The organism is Olivibacter ginsenosidimutans, from assembly GCF_039542865.1.
Taxonomy (GTDB): domain Bacteria; phylum Bacteroidota; class Bacteroidia; order Sphingobacteriales; family Sphingobacteriaceae; genus Olivibacter; species Olivibacter ginsenosidimutans.
Genome location: NZ_BAABIQ010000003.1, coordinates 1 through 19,313 on the forward strand (window position 1 = coordinate 1; position 19,313 = coordinate 19,313).

At 38.1% G+C, this 19,313-nt stretch carries 17 protein-coding genes; 12 read left to right on the forward strand and 5 right to left on the reverse strand.

All coding sequences use genetic code 11. From position 1 onward, the window contains the following. Positions 1 to 4 precede the first annotated feature (4 nt). Entirely contained in the window at positions 5 to 406 is a 402-nt protein-coding gene (locus tag ABD930_RS01480; RefSeq protein WP_425571092.1) for a UDP binding domain-containing protein, read from the forward strand. 134 nt (positions 407 to 540) lie between these two features. On the opposite strand, the gene ABD930_RS01485 is transcribed toward ABD930_RS01480, so the two are convergent. Continuing rightward, positions 541 to 900 carry a hypothetical protein gene (locus tag ABD930_RS01485; RefSeq protein ID WP_345229908.1) on the reverse strand — a complete coding sequence of 120 codons (360 nt, stop codon included), beginning with the start codon at positions 898 to 900 and terminating at the stop codon, positions 541 to 543. 445 nt (positions 901 to 1,345) lie between these two features. Here ABD930_RS01485 and ABD930_RS01490 point away from each other — a divergent pair, with 445 nt between their 5' ends. The 4 genes from ABD930_RS01490 to ABD930_RS01505 all read left to right on the forward strand — a co-directional run bounded on the left by ABD930_RS01490 (position 1,346) and on the right by ABD930_RS01505 (position 7,069). Continuing rightward, positions 1,346 to 2,269, forward strand: coding sequence for a nucleotidyltransferase family protein (locus ABD930_RS01490; RefSeq protein ID WP_345229909.1), 924 nt, complete (start codon positions 1,346 to 1,348; stop codon positions 2,267 to 2,269). Between the two features lie 14 nt (positions 2,270 to 2,283). Next, a complete protein-coding gene (locus tag ABD930_RS01495; RefSeq protein ID WP_345229910.1) occupies positions 2,284 to 3,375 on the forward strand; it encodes a mannose-1-phosphate guanylyltransferase in 1,092 nt (363 codons plus the stop codon). Positions 3,376 to 3,393: 18 nt separating this feature from the next. After that, a complete protein-coding gene (locus ABD930_RS01500; RefSeq protein WP_345229911.1) occupies positions 3,394 to 3,828 on the forward strand; it encodes a VanZ family protein in 435 nt (144 codons plus the stop codon). A 619-nt stretch (positions 3,829 to 4,447) separates the two neighbouring features. Then, positions 4,448 to 7,069, forward strand: coding sequence for a TonB-dependent receptor (locus tag ABD930_RS01505; protein ID WP_345229912.1), 2,622 nt, complete (start codon positions 4,448 to 4,450; stop codon positions 7,067 to 7,069). A gap of 29 nt (positions 7,070 to 7,098) precedes the next feature. Here ABD930_RS01505 and ABD930_RS01510 read toward each other — a convergent pair whose 3' ends face one another. Together ABD930_RS01510 and ABD930_RS01515 are read right to left on the reverse strand one after the other, a co-directional pair. Further along, positions 7,099 to 8,634 (reverse strand): TPM domain-containing protein, encoded by a 1,536-nt coding sequence (locus ABD930_RS01510; RefSeq protein ID WP_345229913.1) that lies wholly within the window; start codon positions 8,632 to 8,634, stop codon positions 7,099 to 7,101. A 114-nt stretch (positions 8,635 to 8,748) separates the two neighbouring features. Next, complete coding sequence (locus ABD930_RS01515) at positions 8,749 to 9,732, reverse strand: UDP-glucuronic acid decarboxylase family protein (protein ID WP_345229914.1); 984 nt, start codon at positions 9,730 to 9,732, stop codon at positions 8,749 to 8,751. A gap of 249 nt (positions 9,733 to 9,981) precedes the next feature. Here ABD930_RS01515 and ABD930_RS01520 point away from each other — a divergent pair, with 249 nt between their 5' ends. Continuing rightward, positions 9,982 to 11,673, forward strand: a complete 1,692-nt coding sequence (locus ABD930_RS01520) for a sensor histidine kinase (RefSeq protein ID WP_345229915.1) — start codon at positions 9,982 to 9,984, stop codon at positions 11,671 to 11,673. A gap of 311 nt (positions 11,674 to 11,984) precedes the next feature. Here ABD930_RS01520 and ABD930_RS01525 read toward each other — a convergent pair whose 3' ends face one another. Then, the gene (locus tag ABD930_RS01525; RefSeq protein WP_345229916.1) at positions 11,985 to 12,746 is read right to left on the reverse strand and encodes a response regulator; all 762 of its coding nucleotides are present in this window, start codon (positions 12,744 to 12,746) and stop codon (positions 11,985 to 11,987) included. Between the two features lie 273 nt (positions 12,747 to 13,019). Here ABD930_RS01525 and ABD930_RS01530 point away from each other — a divergent pair, with 273 nt between their 5' ends. After that, positions 13,020 to 14,075, forward strand: coding sequence for a helix-turn-helix domain-containing protein (locus ABD930_RS01530; RefSeq protein WP_345229917.1), 1,056 nt, complete (start codon positions 13,020 to 13,022; stop codon positions 14,073 to 14,075). Between the two features lie 119 nt (positions 14,076 to 14,194). Next, positions 14,195 to 15,232 carry a helix-turn-helix domain-containing protein gene (locus tag ABD930_RS01535; RefSeq protein WP_345229918.1) on the forward strand — a complete coding sequence of 346 codons (1,038 nt, stop codon included), beginning with the start codon at positions 14,195 to 14,197 and terminating at the stop codon, positions 15,230 to 15,232. Here the strand turns inward: ABD930_RS01535 and ABD930_RS01540 are convergent. Further along, positions 15,222 to 15,659, reverse strand: coding sequence for a hypothetical protein (locus ABD930_RS01540; protein WP_345229919.1), 438 nt, complete (start codon positions 15,657 to 15,659; stop codon positions 15,222 to 15,224). The genes ABD930_RS01535 and ABD930_RS01540 overlap by 11 nt on opposite strands. A 224-nt stretch (positions 15,660 to 15,883) precedes the next feature. Between ABD930_RS01540 and ABD930_RS01545 the strand changes: the two genes are divergently transcribed. The 4 genes from ABD930_RS01545 (at position 15,884) to ABD930_RS01560 (ending at position 19,268) form a co-directional block, all read left to right on the forward strand. After that, a complete protein-coding gene (locus ABD930_RS01545) occupies positions 15,884 to 16,972 on the forward strand; it encodes an ATP-binding protein (RefSeq protein ID WP_345229920.1) in 1,089 nt (362 codons plus the stop codon). A 73-nt stretch (positions 16,973 to 17,045) separates the two neighbouring features. Next, on the forward strand, positions 17,046 to 17,447 hold the full coding sequence (locus ABD930_RS01550; protein ID WP_345229921.1) for a response regulator: 402 nt from the start codon (positions 17,046 to 17,048) through the stop codon (positions 17,445 to 17,447). 38 nt (positions 17,448 to 17,485) lie between these two features. Continuing rightward, entirely contained in the window at positions 17,486 to 18,601 is a 1,116-nt protein-coding gene (locus tag ABD930_RS01555; RefSeq protein WP_345229922.1) for a ThiF family adenylyltransferase, read from the forward strand. Continuing rightward, positions 18,570 to 19,268, forward strand: a complete 699-nt coding sequence (locus tag ABD930_RS01560; protein WP_345229923.1) for a hypothetical protein — start codon at positions 18,570 to 18,572, stop codon at positions 19,266 to 19,268. Before ABD930_RS01555 ends, ABD930_RS01560 begins: the two co-directional genes overlap by 32 nt. Positions 19,269 to 19,313 lie beyond the last annotated feature (45 nt).

Here is a 19,313-nt window from a genome sequence, read left to right on the forward strand (position 1 = left end):
TGTGATGAACGACCACCAGAAGCGTCGCTTTGCGAACAAGATCATCCGGAAGCTGTACAATACGGTTAACGGGAAGAAGATTGCGTTTTTGGGCTGGGCGTTCAAAAAGGACACGAACGACACGCGTGAGTCGGCAGCAATCTATGTGGCTGACCACCTGCTGTACGAGCAGGCGCAGCTGTCGGTTTACGACCCGAAGGTTCCCTCGGGGCAGGTGTATGCGGACCTAGATTACCTGGGCACGCGTTCAGAGGAAGATAACGCGAAGTACGTAAAGGTGGAGGAAGATGCGTACGAGGCTTGCCGGGATGCGCATGCGATAGCGGTACTGACGGAATGGGACGAGTTCAAGGGGTATGACTGGCAGCGGATCTNGCTAAACTGGAAGCCATCGGCTTTAAGGTGAGTGCGGTAGGATGTTAACAATTACCCCTAATAATATATTACATTATAGTAGTAAGAAGCCTCAAAATATGGGGCTTTTTACTATTCTCAGAAAGGTTCTTAAAAAGAGTGAATCTATTAAAAAACAAAAATGGATTATACTTTATTAATAGAGTTTAACACACGTTCTTTATATTCATCCATTTCTTTTTCATCTTTCTGCAATAGCCGTAATCTTCTATTTCGTTCATCATAGTCAACAGTATTTTCTTCTTCTGCAGCTGTTAAATTTCCTACACCTCTAATTTGATCAAGGTGCTGAAATAAACCGCTTAATGCTCGATGAATATTACGCAAATATTTTTCGTTAATAGATTCTAAGGGCGATTGGGTAAGTTCCCCCACATCGTTAAAAGAAAGTTTAGTGATTTTTCCGTTGGTAATTTCGGCACTGAACTCTTGCGAATTGGGGAAATCCCAATGAAGGTCGTGAATGGTTGTTGTAGTAATTTCCATAGAGTAATATATTAATAGATAATCGTTTCATAATTTTCTACAATAGCCGTACCAAAAAAAACTATTACAAGAATTTAATTATAAAAGCAAAAATGGGGCTAGTCGAATGAAAATAAAACTGTTTTTTTGAGCCAATTTTGTATGCATTTTAACTGTTTGCGAGTAATATTAGCCGATCGAATGGATACTGTAACCAAAGTCATTGATCTCATGTTGCTTCAACTGCTTGTCGTATTATTTATACATCATTATCAAAAAGTAAAGTCTCTGTGCAGATGCTTTAAATTGGATTATTGGCTCGTTTTTTGCTTAAATGAGGACGTTAATTGTAGAAAGAGGAATAGCGTGCAGTAATACCTAAACAGGTTCATTTCATGTACAATTATTTTCTCGACGATGTGAAAAGAAATTAAATTACTCCTATTCAAATTCAAAAAGCAGTACCATGAGAAAACCCACTTTAGTAATTTTGGCAGCTGGTATGGCCAGCCGCTATGGCGGAAACAAACAGATTGATGGTTTTGGACCGAATAATGAGACGATCTTGGAATATTCAATTTACGATGCTATTCGGTGTGGTTACGGAAAGGTTTGCTTCATTATTAGAAAAGAACATCAGGAGATTTTCGAGGAACGGTTCGGAAAACGGTTATCGGGCCTCACAGAAGTAGCCTATGCTTTTCAAGAGCCACAGGTGGAAGAATATGGCTTTAATGAAATAATCCCTCGTGAAAAACCTTGGGGTACGGGGCATGCCTTACTGGCCGCACGAAAAATTGTTCAGGAAAACTTCTGCGTAATTAATGCTGATGATTTTTATGGAAAGGTTGCCTATCAACAGATGTTTAATTTTTTGTTAAATGAGGCTACTGATGACACTTTTGCGTTGTTAGGCTATACTATTAGCCAAACCTTATCCGATAGCGGGCCTGTTACACGCGGTGTTTGTAAAGTAGGCGATGGCGGACTTTTAGAACGTTTAGACGAACGGGCTAAAGTTTATCGAGATCAGGATCGGCATATTGTTTTTGAAAAAATTGATGGAGAACCAGGGCATTTAAATGATGACGATTTGGTTTCAATGAATTTTTGGGGATTCACTCCCGCTATCTTTGATTTGTTAGAACCATTATTTAAAACCTTTATAAGTGCTAATAAACATCATCCAAAAGCTGAATTCTTGATTCCTGAAGCTGCCCAACAATTGTTACAACAAGGGAAAGCAGCTTTTAAAGTATTGCCGGTCAATACACCTTGTTTCGGCGTAACTTATCAGGAAGATAAACCGTTGGTTAAAGAAGCTTTGGCCCAATTAATAGTCGATGGAGCTTATCCAAATAACTTGTGGAAAACGGTAAGCACCGTATAATATACAATGAGTATATGAATAAAAACCATTATGCAATAATTATGGCAGGAGGGGTGGGTAGCCGCTTTTGGCCGATAAGCAGAACTAGCCTTCCCAAACAGTTTATTGACGTGTTGGGAACAGGAAAAACACTCATCCAAAATACATATGATCGTTTTAAACGAATTATTCCAGAACAGAATATTTTTATACTAACTAACCACAAATATGTGGATTTAGTTCACGAACAATTGGGGATTAGCCATACTCAAATTATTGGTGAGCCCGTCATGCGTAACACTGCTCCATGTATTGCTTATGCAAGTCATAAAATATCCGCTTTAGATCCAGAGGCGACTGTGGTTATTGCTCCATCTGATCACCTTATTCAGGATACGGAACGCTTTCTAGAAGATATTAAATTGGCATTAGATGCGGCGGCTTCCCACGATATGCTAGTAACCTTAGGAATAAAACCATCTCGACCGGATACAGGTTATGGTTATATACAAATTGCTAATGAATCCTTGGCCATGTATCCTGAATTTTATCGTGTTAGTGCCTTTAAGGAGAAGCCAGACATGAGTAAGGCGAAAGAATATGTGGCGAGTGGTCATTACTTGTGGAATGCCGGCATTTTCATATGGCAGAGCAAAACAATGTTACAAGAATTGAAATTACACGCATCGGACTTACATCAACTGTTTTTACGTGGAAAGGAATTTTATAATACATCCGATGAAAATAACTTTATTAGAGAATACTATCCTTCCTGTGAGAATATTTCCATCGATTATGCTATTATGGAAAAGAGTAGGAATGTTTACGTTTTGCCTGTTGATTTTGGTTGGTCCGACTTGGGCACATGGACGTCCGTGTATGGTTTGAGCCAGCAAGATGAAGCCGGCAATGTGCTAATCCCAAATGCCGATAACGTGATTTTATATGATAGCAGCAATTGTATGGTGAATGTGCCCGGGCATAAAAAAGTAGTGTTAAAAAATATGCATAATTATATTGTGGTGGAGGCAAACGATACGCTATTGATTTGTCCGATTAATAGCGAACAGGAAGTGAAGCAAGTGGTAGCTGATGCTGCCAAACAGTTTGGTGAACATTATATTTAACAAGTGAAAAAGTCATGGATGAACAGGCTCTGGAAACTCTGGAGCCTGCTTTATTTTGTTATTCTTCTCTATGTCGTTTTTTTTGCAAGACGCCGTCCGTATCCTACATGGAATCCAAGGCAGTGGCACTTTCGTTGGATCCCATTTGAAACGAAATGGCATCTCTATACACAGGGATACGAAGTAAGTGGTATTTATCTTGATATTCTAGGTAATATTATCATGTTTACACCATTGCCACTTTTTCTTTTTATTGTATTTGGCGTTCGTAATTATTGGAAACTTTTAAGTTCAGCATTTCTTTTTAGTACTGTTATCGAGACGATTCAATATGTAACCAATATAGGTTTTGCAGATATCGATGATATCATCTTCAATACAATAGGTGGCCTGCTTGGTGTATTGATTATTGATGGCGTAAAAAGAGCGCTTGATAAAGATACTATCACTTGAAAGCGTATTTAAGATGGTTTTGTTAATCTTAAATCACCCGTGTCAATTTAAGGGGAAAAACTGTTAGGAAGTTATTGCCCATCAGGGAAATAATAATCTTCTGATCAGTTGCTGGTTTGGCGCAACGTACAGGACCTAAAGAGTAAAAAATCAAAAAACAGAAAAACTTTTTTTGAAGGACCTTGTTTATTTAATAAGGTTTAGGTTGATTATATGCAAGAGTCCTGTATCCCAAATGCAGGGCTTTTGCTTTTTTAGTGATTTAGGATGCGTCCAAAAATTAAAACAAAATCGAATTATTCAAGAGCTGTTCAATAGCTTGAAAAGTAGATGAAATGATGATCGATAATCGTTTAGATTACTATAATCTATAAATTCTATAGATTATATTTGTTTTAAAAAAATATTCTTCTACTTTTGTGTCCGAAACAGGCGCCATGGAAGGGAATGGCAGAAATACAGAAAAGAAAGGAGTCATATGTGTTCATGAATACAGCGATACTTTAGTGATAAATAAGAGAAGCCGCGTGAGCGGCTTCTTGGGATTAAAATTAAGAAATAGGCACTCAATTGGCGTTGCGACCTATCTCAAACGATTCAATTAAACCCTTACAAAATTATGCAATTTAGCGAAAAAGTCCATCAGACTTTTGTACACTTATTTTATAGCCACCTGCCAATCGCGCTAATCGTTACAGTGCTATCCATGATCTACACCACGGCAAGTGGTCAAAACAATCCGGTAATCAATACGGTATTAAAAGGTAAAATTGTTGATGCACAATCTAAGGCTGCGTTAAAAGGTGTATCTGTTCAGATCAAAGGTATTACAAATGGTACGACTACAGATGATGAAGGTGGGTTTACATTATATACGGCACAACGGTTTCCGTTTACCATAACGGTCAGTTATATTGGATATAAAACCCAAGAAGTGCTTGCGACGGCGCAAAATACACCATTAACTATTGCACTTGCTCTAGACGATCAAGTATTGTCTGAGGTTGCGGTAACGGCTAGAAGGCGGGTGGAGCGTGCTCAAAATATACCTATTCCTATTTCGGTTATTGGCGGTGCTAAGGTAGAAAATACAGGTGCTTTTAATGTGAACCGATTGAAAGAATTGATTCCATCGGTACAATTGTATTCTTCCAATCCACGGAATACAACATTAAATATTAGGGGACTGGGTTCGACATTTGGCCTTACTAATGATGGGATTGATCCCGGTGTTGGTTTTTATGTTGATGGGGTCTATTATGCCAGGCCCGCGGCAACTACGCTTGATTTTATTGATGTAGAGCGTATTGAAGTACTGCGAGGGCCACAAGGGACACTTTTTGGAAAAAATACCACTGCCGGAGCGTTTAATATCACTACTCGTAAACCCCGTTTTACACCAGAAGCTATCTTTGAAGCTAGTTATGGTAACTATGGCTATATTCAGGCGAAAACGTCGGTGAGCGGACCATTAAGTAGCAAATTGGCTGGGAGAATCTCTTTTTCCGGTACGCAACGGGACGGGATGCTATATAATGTAGCCACGCAGCAGCATGTCAATGATCTCAATAATTTGGGCGCTAGAGGACAGTTATTATATGAGCCATCGAGCAAAACCAGTTTGACACTTGCTGCGGATATTTCCAGACAGCGACCGGTTGGTTATGCGCAGGTAATTGCCGGAGTGGTGCCAACCCAACGAGCAGACTATAGACAGTTTGAAAATATTATCGCCGATTTAGGATATGACTTACCTAGCCGGAATCCTTTTGATCGTAAAATTGATCATGATACGCCTTGGCAATCGAATAATGATCTAGGAGGTGTATCTCTTAATGTAGATGTACAGTTAGGATCCGGCACCCTAACCGCTACTTCCGCTTGGCGGTATTGGAAATGGGGACCGTCTAATGACCGGGATTTTACAGGTCTGCCTGTACTCACCCTCTCGCAAGCTCCCTCCAAACATCAGCAATGGTCGCAAGAAATTCGTTATGCAGGTGATTTTTCATCTCGTTTAAGTGGTGTTTTTGGTGTTTATGCTATTGGCCAAAACTTAAAGACCGATCCTTACCATACGGAGGAATCTGGAGCTGCGCAATGGCGTTTTTCGCAGAGTTCAACCAGTCCTTTATGGACAACTCCAGGTTTATTAGATGGATATGGCATTCATACGCGTTCCAAGCTTACTTCTTTCAGCGGAGCGGTATTTGGTCAATTAGATTGGTCTATTACCGAAAAATTACATTTACTGCCTGGACTTCGGTTTAACTACGACGAGAAAAAAGTTGACTTTAAGAGGCAAACATACGGAGGTTTAGATACGGATGACCCTGATTTATTGGCTATTAAAAAAGAAGTATATAGTGATCAGGCTTTTAATGTAAATACCGATAACACCAATTTATCTGGTCAATTAACATTAGCTTATCAAGCCAATGAGCAACTAAATGCTTATGCTACGTTTTCGACGAATTATAAACCCGTGGGATTAAATCTCGGTGGTTTACCTACTAGTAATGGAGAACCCATGCTGGAATTAGCGAAAATAAAACCAGAGTATGTACAACATTACGAAATAGGTATAAAAACAAGACCAAGTGCAGGATCAATTGTCAATGTAACTATTTACAATACGGATATTAAAGATTTCCAGACACAGGTACAGACAGCGGAGGTAGGCGTTAATCGTGGCTACTTAGCTAATGCAGATAAAGTACGTGTTCGCGGAGCGGAGTTTGATGGAAGTATACAGGTAAATCCACTTTTATCGTTTTATGGATCGTTGGCTTATACCGATGGCAAATATGTGTCGTTTAAAAATGCTCCCGTTCCTTTAGAGGAAACCGGTGGAAAATCGGCATATAAAGATATTTCGGGAGGAGAATTACCTGGGATTTCCAAATGGGCAGGATCTTTGGGAGGTGAAACGGGCGTTTCAGGCAAATTAATTAGCTTAAGTGGAAAATATTTCATTGCTGTAGATGGGTTTTATCGCTCTTCATTTTCTTCGAGCCCCTCACCCTCTACATATTTGAATGTTGATGGTTATCTATTATTGAATGCACGTATAGGTTTTCAAACACCTCAAAACATAGCATTTTTCGTGTGGAGCCGAAATCTGCTCGATAAAGATTATTTCGAGCAGTTGTTGCCAGCGGCAGGTAATGCTGGTCATTACGCAGCCGTATTGGGTGATCCCAGAACATTTGGCTTAACCCTGAGGTATACGTTTAATTAAAAATGTTTTGACACCTATATCGGATCGTTTTACCAATGCCCTCCTGCACCTCCGCCACCGCTGCTTCCACCTCCCCAGCTGCCACTGCTGTCGCTACTGCTACTACTACTATTGGCAGTATCTGAATGACTGGAGGTGGAGGCCATTACCTTTTTAGCTAAGGCGAGTAAGCCTAGCGAATGCTGATAATTGCAATTGGCGCATCGCTCTATTTTTTCTCCTTCACCTGCAGTTGTATATGTTGCTGCTTTGAGCGTTTTGACATAGGGAGGTTCTAAGGTTTGGTAGCCGCAAGAAGGGCATAGCCGATAGTCTTTAGCCTTATTCCCCATCCATGCAGTAACCTTGATCATTCCAGTTTTTTCTTCTTGCCAGATTTCATAACTTTTTGCCTGTAAATGCTCTTCCATAGCCTGCCCTGCATTGAGGTATGGTGTCCGCTTTTTGAGATCATCGCGATTTAAACGCACCCATTGATGGTTAGTATCAGGAGGTATCAGTCGTTGCTTTAGTTTTTTTCTTCGACGGAAAATACTAACTATCGAAAACAGGGTTAAGGGTGCGAGTAAGATAGGGATAGCCATATAGGCAGTATAAGCAGTAAGTGTCTTAGTAAGATTTACTTCATCCTCATGCGCATCTTTGATTAGTTTAATGGTGTCATAGTATTGTGTTGTTAAAACCAAACTTGCTACAATAGCTATATACCAAGGTATATAAGAAAACCGGAGTAACATAAAAGGATTGTCAGCAAAAACCAGACAGATAAAAATAGAGGCGAAGAATAGAAAAAAGGTAATGAAACAACCACTTAAAAGTGGATAATAATCAGGCTTAACCGTTTTTCTCCTTGTTTTCTTAGGCAGTATCTTCCTATCGATAACATAAGATGACCAATTAAAAGCCACGAAAAACAAGATGCAAACGATTAATGTATTACGAAATAAAGCACGATTTCTACTCCAGAAAGACGGTTTTTTTAGCACGTTATTTAATTCAGCAACGCTATCTGGAGCAAGTAATACTCGTTTAAGTACCTGCATGGTCATGAGTAAACCTTTGTCATAATGATCCGCCTTAAAATAAGGTACGAGGTAATGTTCACCAATTCTTTTTAAGGTGATATCCGGCAAAAGTGAATCAAGACCATAACCCGAGATAAAACGATAAGCTCTGCGATCTTTACTAATAAATAACAACAATCCGTTATTGCGATCTTTTTTACCGATACCCCATGTATTAAATAAGTTTAGCGCAAATTCGAAATCATCTTCTCCCTGAAAATCATCCAATATGATGATAGCCATTTCCACGGTAGCTTTTTTATCGATCTCCGAAGCGATTTTATTCATTGAATCGACCGCCCATGTGGAGATAATATCATCAGGGTTGCTTACATAAAAATCTTGTCCGTCGATTTTCGGATTAGGAACTTCGGGTAAACTATATTGTGCATAACTAGGGGAAGCAAAAAGTAGCAATAGAAGTAATCCATTGCAATATCGTATAAACCAAGTTTTATTCATGACATGATGCTGATCTTCGTCTATAACAACGGCGTTCAAAAGTATTGATTCTCTAACGGCCGTACAATAATAGTGGTGTTAATTAGCAAAAACCCCTGATTTCAGGGGCTTTCATTGAATGGTTAGGTTATATGTTGGTTGGTCTTAGAGTCATTAATGCTTATTGAAATAGGTAAAATCTTTATGTAAGATTTCCTTTTCAGGAAGCGAGTTAAAATACGCATAAGTAATCTTTAGTCCTTCTGTCCGATTGACCTTCGGTTCCCATCCTAAGATCGCGCGTGCTTTGCTGATATCTGGTCGGCGTTGCTTGGGATCATCAACAGGTAAATCATGATAAACAAGCTTTTGTTTAGTACCGGTGAGCTTTATAATCTCTTCGCCAAATTGCTTGATAGTAATTTCGTCTGGATTGCCGATATTGACCGGTTGTGTATAATCGCTGAACAATAAGCGGTAAATCCCATCTACCTGATCATCCACATAACAGAAGGAACGTGTTTGCGAACCATCGCCAAAAACAGTTAAATCTTCACCTCGTAAAGCCTGTCCGATAAAGGCAGGTAGGACACGGCCATCATTTAGTCGCATTCGCGGACCGTACGTGTTAAAGATACGTACAATACGGGTTTCTAATTTATGAAAAGTATGGTAAGCCATGGTCATAGCTTCCTGAAATCGCTTAGCCTCATCATATACGCCGCGTGGTCCAATGGGATTAACATTGCCCCAATATTCTTCTGATTGTGGACTAACGATGGGATCTCCATATACCTCAGATGTGGAAGCTACTAATATCCGTGCGTGCTTTGCTTTGGCCAAGCCCAATAAATTATGCGTACCTAGCGAACCTACCTTGAGTGTTTGTATCGGAATTTTCAGGTAATCTATCGGACTAGCTGGAGAAGCAAAATGCAAAATGTAATCTAGTTTGCCGGGGATATGGACAAACTTGGATACATCGTGATGATAAAATTCAAAATTCTCTAAATGAAATAGGTGCTCTATATTGCGCAATTCTCCTGTAATCAGATTATCCATACCGATTACATGAAAATCTTCCTTAATAAAGCGATCGCATAAATGAGAACCTAAAAATCCAGCAGCTCCAGTAATGAGTATTCTTTTTTTTGCCATGAGGATCTAATTGTTGACTGATAATAGTAAGATGGCGCAAATTTACCGCTTAGGGAATAAGATTAACCTTATCAATTAAATAAAGTTGTACTTCCCAATTAATTAATACGTTAATTGTACATTCTTGTGCATTTTCGCTTATGGATTTTGTTAGGCTACTTTGTACCTTTGCGGCGTTTTTTTCTATCTGAAGCCATTTCGTTGAACAGACGATCTTGATTTACTGTGGGTTTAACTAATTTTTAAAGGATGTTCAATAACTTAACTAAGATTGTAGTTGTTTTTCTGGTGATGGTTTGCTTTTTAATGCTGGGGGCCTTTTACTTGAGATATAGTATTTCCAGTAAACTTGATACCCTAAGTGAAAAATTAGCGGTTTCTCCAGAATATGATGTGATTACGATCATGCTATTGGATTTAAATAGGGCTGATAATAACTATCAGGAAGCTATAATTGATGGAGATAGTTCAAAATTTGCAGTTTATCGCTCGAGTTTAGATGATATCTTTGATCGATTAACGATTGTTGTGAACAATGAGGAAACAGATACGACTTTATCTCCACAGGGAGAGTTATTAAAAAGGATGTTAGCCGGAAAAATTGATCTTTCGTCAAAAGTTTTTCAGATGAAGAAAGATTTTGATTCCTTGTTACTGAATACCGAACAAAATTTTAAACAAATCCAACAAAGGAGTCAGCGTCACACGATAAGGCAAGTTCCGAATAGAACCATTGTTATAACGGATACTATTTTCAATACAAGCGCTGCGAAAGAACATAAAAAAAGAGGCCTGTTTAGTAGGTTGAAAGATGCTGTATTGAATAAGTCGCATAAAGATTCGGTAGCGGCCACAATTATTATCAAACAAAAAGAACAACTTTTAAATTTAGCTGAAGAAAATAAACCAAAAGATATACTGACACCGGCAGTACTGGACCGATTGAAACTAGAACACATCAATTTATCTGTTTATCAGCAAGAGTTGGTCTTATCTAATCTAAAACTTGTTCGAGAGCTACGAGAAGTCATCACCAACATTCGTGCTTATTACAGCGCTAATTGGCAGGCTAGACAGAAGGAATATCTCAAAGAGCATGCGAGCACTACACGCATGCTTGATCACTTTAATATGTTTATCCTATGTTTGATTATATTGTTTTTGATCTTGTTATTTTATTATATTAAGAAGGTTGATAACACAGAGAAGCGCTATAAATTAGAGAATATGCGTGCCGTTCAGCTTGCAGAAGAACGTTCCGAAATGTTGGCAAGGATGAGTCACGAAATTCGTAACCCATTAATGGCCATCACAGGATTTATCGATCTGATGCACGAAGATGAACTGGAAGAAAAACATCGCAAGATGATTGACAGCATCCAAGTGGCATCAGAAATGCTCGTGAATACCGTAAATGATATTTTAGATATTACCAAATTCCAACATGATACCACCAAGATGATTGAAATTAGGCCTTTTGTACCTTTTCGTGAAATCTTAGGGGTGGTTGATACCATGCGTTTTATTGCAGTGAAGAAGAAAATTGCACTTCGTTTCGAATTTAGTGGAGCAGAAGATAAAATTGTGAAGGGTGATTCATTTAGATTAAAGCAAGTGCTCCTCAATTTACTCAACAATGCGATAAAATTTACCGACGAGGGGGAAGTGAACGTCCGTGCGAAATTAATTGCACAGACACGAGGGGAATTTTTATTAACGGTTGAAGTACAAGATACTGGAGTTGGGATAAAAAAGGAAATACAGCATAGTCTTTTTTCCAAATATTTCCAAGCGAATAACTCGCGCGAGAAAGGGGGGTCTGGATTAGGGCTATATATCTGTAAACAATTGATTCAGCTTCAAGGTGGAGGCATACAAGTTTATAGCGAAGGGGAACAGAAAGGAAGTTTATTCGTTTTTACAATTCCGTATAAATCTTAGTATTCCTTAAAATTTATATAGCTATCTGGATTTTGCCTAAAAACGATAACACGGCTCGTCATATCGATTGAAGCGTAGCTCTTTTGTTCGTCATACCGAGCATAGCCGAAGGATTTGTTTGGTATAGGATCTCTACTGCGGTTGAGAAGACCGCATCTACTCCATTTCATTCCGATCGAAATAAAGTGTTTAAGCCCCCTTGGTCATTTGCCCGATAGTCGTTTTTATATGGTAAAAAAAATTAGATAACGATATTGCTATAGTAGCTAAAAGAAGTCAGAAAAGATGATAAGATGAATTTAAACAGGTTTTTAAGCAGTATATGGGGTGATTAACGGAATTAAGGTCTGTATTTCATGTTTGATTTGCTCAAGTTGTTGGAGAACAGCTGTCTTATCAAAATGAACCTGATGCTCTACCAAGTAAGCTAAATTGGCTAGTAAAGGCAAACGGGCATTAAGCGCAGCGCCCCTTAATTCATGGGCTAATTTAACCAGTTCAGGCCAACTTTCTTGTTCAATTAAAAGAGCCATTTTTATAGGGAAATCCTGCAAATAATTAGCTGCATAGGACAGCACTTCGGCAATCAATGCATCGTCATGACCCAGCGATACGCTCAATTCTTCAAAATCATGGTGCGGCATCATGCTTAGATCATGTTGTCGCTGCTGATCGATGATTGCAAGCTGTTCATTTAACACTAAATGAAGTTGTTCTTTAGTAATGGGTTTTACCAAATACTTGTCTAGGTACTGTTGAAATGTATTGCTTGATAAGGTAGGCAAGGACGCTGTTAAACCAATGATAATGGGACTGTGTGGTGTACCTTTAGCACAAGCCCTAATTTCTTTGGCTGCTATATCTCCATTCATAATAGGCATATGAAGATCAATCAGAATAATTTCTGGAAAGAATTCTTTATAAGCATTCACTGCTTCCTTTCCGTTGCGGGCAATGAATAATGCCAGGGCTGGAAAGTATTTTTTTATGATGGTTTCTAAATAAAATAAATTAGTTGGATTGTCTTCTACTAATAATATAGAAGAAGTTTTTCTGTTATTCGTTCCGCTCATTTTTTCTGCGTTACAGCATGTGATGCATCCTGTAATTTAATCCCCTCAAATTTTTTGCAAAATTAGGTAAACTAGTTTTTTTTTACAAGTATTCCGGTTTGTATTCATTTTATTCGATTTTCGTTGTGTAAAAACAGTAGCTTTGTTATTTTTACCGTAATAAATCAATCAATAATAGACGCAGATCAACTATAGAGATTATTTTATATTAAAATTTAGAGCCCTAATTGATAGAAGAAAACCTGATTTATTAAACAACAAATACGTATTTACATGGTGATTTCCTACTGGATTGCTTTATTGGGTCAGCTTTGGGTGATATCTTTAATTATTAAGCAGCATAATAAATCTTCTGATGTAAAGCGTATAATTTTATTATTACTGGAATGTGTATCGTTACATTTATTAGCTATTGTTTTAAATATAGGCATTCCGTTTGGATTACTTTATGGGCCTTTAGTACGTAAAGCTTATTTTAAACGGAATGGACTTGAAAGTAAGATCAATAGTAAGTTGACCAATATCCACCTTATTCCCTTTTATTTTTTCTCATTGCTGTATACAGGCTTATGTCTTTTTAATATTGCCAATTGGGATACTTATACCGTGATGGTTCCTTTTTATTACATGGGCTATTGGTGGGCAATGACCTTATCGCTATTCTTTTATCCGTTGAGCATTCTTTTCGTCAGGTTTAAGGAGAAATTTGAATTGTATGAGCTGGAAGATCGCTTACTGGATATGCTGGTTTTTTTGTGTTTGGCAGTATCATTTCCGTTAGGTCTTTTTAGCCTAAATTCGCTTGGCGAAAGGAATTGGGGATTTCGATTGGACATCATGATCTATGGTATTTTACTTTTTGCCCTATTCCTTATGGCGTATTATTTGTTTGTAACCAAAATATTAAAGCAAAAATTTCCGGAGGTGATTGGACAATTAGTGGAAACGCCAAACGCTATGGAGCTTTCCGATGAGTTTAAAGGAATTTCTTCTAGCGTAGAAGCGCAAAAAATTTATGATTGCTTACAAGACGAACAGCTTTACCTTAAACCCAATATTTCATTGGAAATATTAGCGGAACGAGTAGATCTTCCTAAATATATTTGTAGCAAACTCCTTAATGAGGAGATTGGTAAAAGTTTTTACCAATTAATTGCGGAATACAGGATAGAACACGCCATTAAACTGATGGAAAGCGATGAGAGTAAGCGTTACACGATTGAATGGTTGGCACATGCTTCAGGGTTTAGTTCCAAAACTTCTTTTAATCGTTACTTCAAAGCCTATAAAGGCTGTGTACCTTCAGAATATCAAAAGAAAAGACATTAAATTTACTGATTAGCATTTTTGCGAGCGCTATGTATGGATTATTTAATTTGCTAATTTCATGGGTTTTATTAGCGGTAGTTATTGTAGGGCTTTTGGCGTTGCGGGCTGCTAAACCAAAAATGAAATTGCCACCCTATGAACGAGTGATTACTGTTGGTATCTGTTTGTTAGTTGTACATGCCGCCCACGTATTATGCTGCGTTTCGTTTTTCCCAGATAGAAGGGAATTGGATTGGGCTGCACCTTACGGACTACTGTATTGTCCCTTGTTATATTTTACAGTACGATCAGCAGCTACTAATCGGCATGTGCGTAAATTTACCGTTTGCTTACATTGTTTGCCATTTATGATAGCATATATGATGTACTGCTATTTAATTGCTAAGGGGATTGATAAAGATGCACCGTTTTTTGTATCCTATAGGGAGGTATTATATAATTTTATGCTGTTTTCCTTTCTTATTTATGGTTTATGGACTTGGTTTTTTCCTAGGGAGATTCCTTCGTTGGCCTTAAAACGATTATTAAATACAGCGGTCATTATGTTGATTTTGCTTGGCCTATTGTATTTGGCAGCAGGTATGGTCGTCGCAAGTCAATCTAGTCCAGATCGATACCTCCCACGATTGATGATTTATCTGATGATGCTTGTGCTGACGGTTATGCTGTTTAGGCATAAGCTCTTTATTGTAAAATATATTGAGCCCTATGTTCCGCAAGAGGTTGAGAAAGAGGAGGCCCCCTTGATTAATGATAAGGGTAAGCCAACACTAATCTATGGTAAATCTGCTATCAATGAAGAGAAATTGGCCTTATATGAAGAGCAAATTAAGGCTATTATGTTGGAAGAACAACTTTTTTTAGATCCATTGTTTAATCTTGATAAATTAGCAGAATCCTTACATATACCTAAGCACCATTTATCGCAAGTGTTTAGTCTAAGATTTCATAAGGGATTTACGAGCTTTTTGGGAGAATTACGTATAAACTATGCGTTAGCGCTGCTTCAGAAAACGGATGAAAAGATGAATATAGAAAATTTGGCATATGAGTGCGGGTTTAATTCCAAGGTATCCTTTAATCGGCATTTTAAGCAATTAGTTGGCGTTAGTCCATCTGCATATAAAAAGCAATTACATGTAAAAACTAAGCGATAGTATAGGTTGTGGAAAAGATATGCTGAATAATTGTCGGATCAGGTGTTAATAGGTGATTGGATAAGACGCCATTGGTTTTTTGGGTAACACCAAAATCTAAAATTTTTATACGTTCTTTGTCTTGCCAAGCGTTACCGGTGAAATACTGAAGGGTCTGAAAACAACTTTCATCTTTGGAAACGATGGTAATTTGACAATAGGGAGAGAGGCACCATGCTAAATAGTTTTTTGCTTCATATATCATGCAATTTAATTGAAACCATTTATTAATCATTAAGGTGTAATGTGTAGGATGAGGAGTTAAGGTAACCTCAAATCCATCGGGCGTATCTGGAATATAGCTAATCAGCCCATTAGCCAATTTTTTTAAACTTTGCTGCCTTTCGTAAGGAATGCCTGTAATTAAATGGTCAAATATCAAGTCCATTGCTTAATTTTTTAGGTTACACAAAATGTGCAGAAGTGAATATAAACGGTCAACGAAGGTGCAAAATTTTTCAAACGGGACTGTTTCAATTTATTGGGATAGACGTCTTTCTAAGGATCTGAACTGTCCATATAAAATTTAAAGTGTTAGTTTGGGCCGAAATAGGTGATTAAAATGGCTCCAATGGCGACGGGCTTTCTACTATATTATAAATTCTTGGCTAGATGAAAGAAGATATCAAAATTCTTTATGTAGATGATGAGTTAAACAACTTGATAAGCTTTAAGGCGAGCCTGCGGAATAAATATAAGATATTCTTAGCAGAAAACGTAGGGCATGCATATGATATTTTGCGTAAGCATCCGGATATGCGGATGGTATTTTCTGATCAGCATATGCCGGAAGAATCCGGTACTGCGTTTTTCGAAACCTTAAGAAAAGAATTTCCAAATGCCATTCGTATTTTAGTAACCGGTTATACAGGGGATTTAGATGCCGTTGTAGAAGCGATTAATAGGGGTAACGTTTTTCGGTATATGAAAAAACCGTGGAAAACAGAGGTCCTATTACGTATAATCGCAGAGGCCAATCAGCATTATTTAGCCTCTTCTTTATTGGCAGAAAAGAACCGTGAACTAGAAAGGGCCTATGTCGAATTGGATAAATTTGCCCATAGTGTCAGCCACGATATTCGGGGACCTTTAGCGGGTATTATGTCGGCCGCACAATTGGCTAAGGATATTGACAATCCAGATGAAATTCGAGAGATATTGACGATCATTGGCCATTCTGCAGAACGTTTGGATAGATACATTTTGAACGTTCATGATTACTATAGTGTAAGAAGAGGTGAGTTTTCCATTTCGGAAATCGATTTCGGTGCCTTAAGTAATGATCTGCTCGAAATGTACGAAGCATCTGCCAGTTCAAGAGAAGTTCAATTTGTGATCAAACTAAATATTAAAGAAATTTTTACAAGTGATGAAACAGGTCTCCGGCTGATTCTTACCAATTTAATTTCGAATGCTTTTAAATACCAGAAAAAAAAGAGTGATGAACGTTTGGTAGAAGTGGTTATAGAAGTAAATAAAGGAATTGCAACTTTTTTGGTAAAAGATACTGGAATTGGGATTAAAGAACATTATTTTAGCGAAATATTTAACATTTTCTTTAGGGCTTCTTTGGATGAACCTGGCAGTGGCTTAGGGCTTTATAACGTTAAAAGCATGGTAAATAAGCTCGGAGGAAGCATTTCTGTTGAGTCTGAATACGGCGTGGGATCAATTTTTAAAGTGGAACTTCCCAGCAAATAATAAAAAAAGAAAAAATGGGCCAGGTTTTGCAATTTGTTCACAAGAACGCGAGTCCAAATGTAATTTAAAAAATATGATGTATCCTTTTATCGTCATTGATGATAGTCCTTTAGACTGTCTTATAGTAAAGAAAATCATCTCGTTTAGCGGGAAGAGCGCTGATATTGTTGTTTTTAATGATGCCAACAAGGCGTTAGAACATATCCGGGCTCTGGCTATTAATCAATTACCACCGTTGACTATAATTACGTTGGATATCATGATGCCTATAATGGATGGTTTTGAATTTTTGGAACAGTTTTTAACTTTACCAGAAACAGTGCAACATCATTTTAAAATCATTATTCTCTCCTTGTCAAATCATCCTTATACCATTAAACGTCTTCAAGGATATTCGATCGTAGAAGCTATTATCGAAAAGCCCATTACGATTGAGAAATTAAATTCGACATTAGCCGGAGTATTAAGAGAATAACAGCTCACCATTTTTTGACTATAATTTTTAGATAACGCATGAATTTGACCTATTTACCACTCTTTTACGATCTGTCGAGCCGTGAGCAAAGGGATGCACTTAATGAATTGATGGCGAGAAATCCAGCAATTCAATTAATAGACAACATTTTAGAACAAATTCAAGAGCTTGTTCGGGTATTATTTCCCTCTGAAACCATCGGCGAGGAAAATCTAAAACAACGTGTGGAGGTGTATCTACAAAATGTCGATTTAGCAACTTATGGTACTTGGGTGTATTATCCTTGGCTAGAAAAAATCGTACACCTCTTAAATGAAGAAGATTTTATCCGTGTTCGTACCAGCAGGAATATGTATAAAATCGATCAAAAGGAAATTGCAACGTTAGGAAAGAAAAAGATTGGTGTACTTGGTTTATCTGTTGGACAAAGCGTTGCGCTCACCTTGGCTATGGAGAGAACCTGTGGAGAAATTAGATTAGCTGATTTCGACCACGTTGAGCTGAGTAATATGAATCGATTACGTTGTAGTATAACCGACTTAGGCATCAATAAGGCGATATTAGCTGCTCGTCAAATTGCCGAATTGGATCCATATATCAAGGTGCGCTGTTATACGGATGGGGCAACCGAAGATAATCTGGATGACTTGCTATTAGTAGGAGGAAAATTAGATTTATTGGTAGAGGAATGCGATGGTATTAATATGAAAATTTTGTCTAGATTAAAGGCAAAAGAATTTCAGATTCCTGTGTTGATGGATACGAATGATAGCGGAATGTTGGACATGGAGCGATTTGATTTGGAACCTGATCGCCCGATACTGCATGGCCGGTTGAAAGTACTAGAAGGCTTGTCTAGTATAGCCATAGCTGAACAGCTCAGAAACTTAAGTTTTCCGGAGAAAATAAAGTACCTCTCTGAGATGATAGGTATAGAAAATGTTTCCGATGCAATGAAACGTTCCCTCCCAGAAATGAATAAAACTATTGTGGGGTGGCCGCAGTTAGCTTCTTCGGTCATGCTAGGTGGTGCGATGATTACGGATGTTGCTCGCAGAGTTTTATTAGGACAATTGCAATCTTCAGGGAGGTTTTTTGTGGAGTTTGCTGATTTAATTAACGATGATCCAGATAAGGACTTTTGTCGCTCCTGATGAACCGGAGACTTGTGGTAAATTTATCGAAGGCCATAGAAAGCTGTTGGAAATATTTGGTATAACTAAAATAACATCCAATAGGCAAGACTGGGTTGACGATGAAAAAACCATCGTTATCGTCGTTGAAGATAGTGAAACAAAGAATGTATATGGGGGGGCACGTTTACAGATCGTTTCTGGAAAATATAAACTTCCAATTGAAATTGCCCTTGGCCGTTACGATGAGGGAATTTTTACCATGGTAAATAACGACCATTTAAATGGCGGAACTTGTGAGCTTTGCGGACTGTGGAACTCAAGAGAAATTGCTGGTTTTGGAGTAGGTAGCTATATTTTAGCCCGAGTGGGAGCCGTTGTAGCTGCTCAACTACCTGTGCAAAGTATTTTTGTACTTTGCGCGCCTATAACGGTTAAAATGGGGAGGAGAGTAGGTGCGGTTGTGGAGGCAACGTTGGGTAACCAAGGCCTTTTTTATTATCCGAAAGACGACTTAGTCGCGACTGCAATGCGTTTGCGAAATATCTATGATTTAAGCACCGCTGATGAACATGAGCGTGAAAAAATACTCGCTCTTCGGGAAGAACCCTATCAGATTATGGAAGAGAAAGGGCCAAAAGGCTCTTTGATGGTTTCCTATAACTTGAAGGTGCCTAATTTACGATAAAAAACACGGATAAGTAATTACCGTTTTTTATACATCCTGAGGTTC

Coding starts and splice junctions, on each gene's coding strand:
- ABD930_RS01515 (WP_345229914.1), bottom strand. CDS start 9,732: ATGGCAAAAAAAAGAATACTCATTACTGGAGCTGCTGGATTTTTAGGT.
- ABD930_RS01535 (WP_345229918.1), top strand. CDS start 14,195: ATGAAATTGCCACCCTATGAACGAGTGATTACTGTTGGTATCTGTTTG.
- ABD930_RS01490 (WP_345229909.1), top strand. CDS start 1,346: ATGAGAAAACCCACTTTAGTAATTTTGGCAGCTGGTATGGCCAGCCGC.
- ABD930_RS01530 (WP_345229917.1), top strand. CDS start 13,020: ATGGTGATTTCCTACTGGATTGCTTTATTGGGTCAGCTTTGGGTGATA.
- ABD930_RS01500 (WP_345229911.1), top strand. CDS start 3,394: ATGAACAGGCTCTGGAAACTCTGGAGCCTGCTTTATTTTGTTATTCTT.
- ABD930_RS01505 (WP_345229912.1), top strand. CDS start 4,448: ATGCAATTTAGCGAAAAAGTCCATCAGACTTTTGTACACTTATTTTAT.
- ABD930_RS01525 (WP_345229916.1), bottom strand. CDS start 12,746: ATGAGCGGAACGAATAACAGAAAAACTTCTTCTATATTATTAGTAGAA.
- ABD930_RS01545 (WP_345229920.1), top strand. CDS start 15,884: ATGAAAGAAGATATCAAAATTCTTTATGTAGATGATGAGTTAAACAAC.
- ABD930_RS01495 (WP_345229910.1), top strand. CDS start 2,284: ATGAATAAAAACCATTATGCAATAATTATGGCAGGAGGGGTGGGTAGC.
- ABD930_RS01540 (WP_345229919.1), bottom strand. CDS start 15,659: ATGGACTTGATATTTGACCATTTAATTACAGGCATTCCTTACGAAAGG.
- ABD930_RS01485 (WP_345229908.1), bottom strand. CDS start 900: ATGGAAATTACTACAACAACCATTCACGACCTTCATTGGGATTTCCCC.
- ABD930_RS01520 (WP_345229915.1), top strand. CDS start 9,982: ATGTTCAATAACTTAACTAAGATTGTAGTTGTTTTTCTGGTGATGGTT.
- ABD930_RS01550 (WP_345229921.1), top strand. CDS start 17,046: ATGATGTATCCTTTTATCGTCATTGATGATAGTCCTTTAGACTGTCTT.
- ABD930_RS01555 (WP_345229922.1), top strand. CDS start 17,486: ATGAATTTGACCTATTTACCACTCTTTTACGATCTGTCGAGCCGTGAG.
- ABD930_RS01560 (WP_345229923.1), top strand. CDS start 18,570: ATGATCCAGATAAGGACTTTTGTCGCTCCTGATGAACCGGAGACTTGT.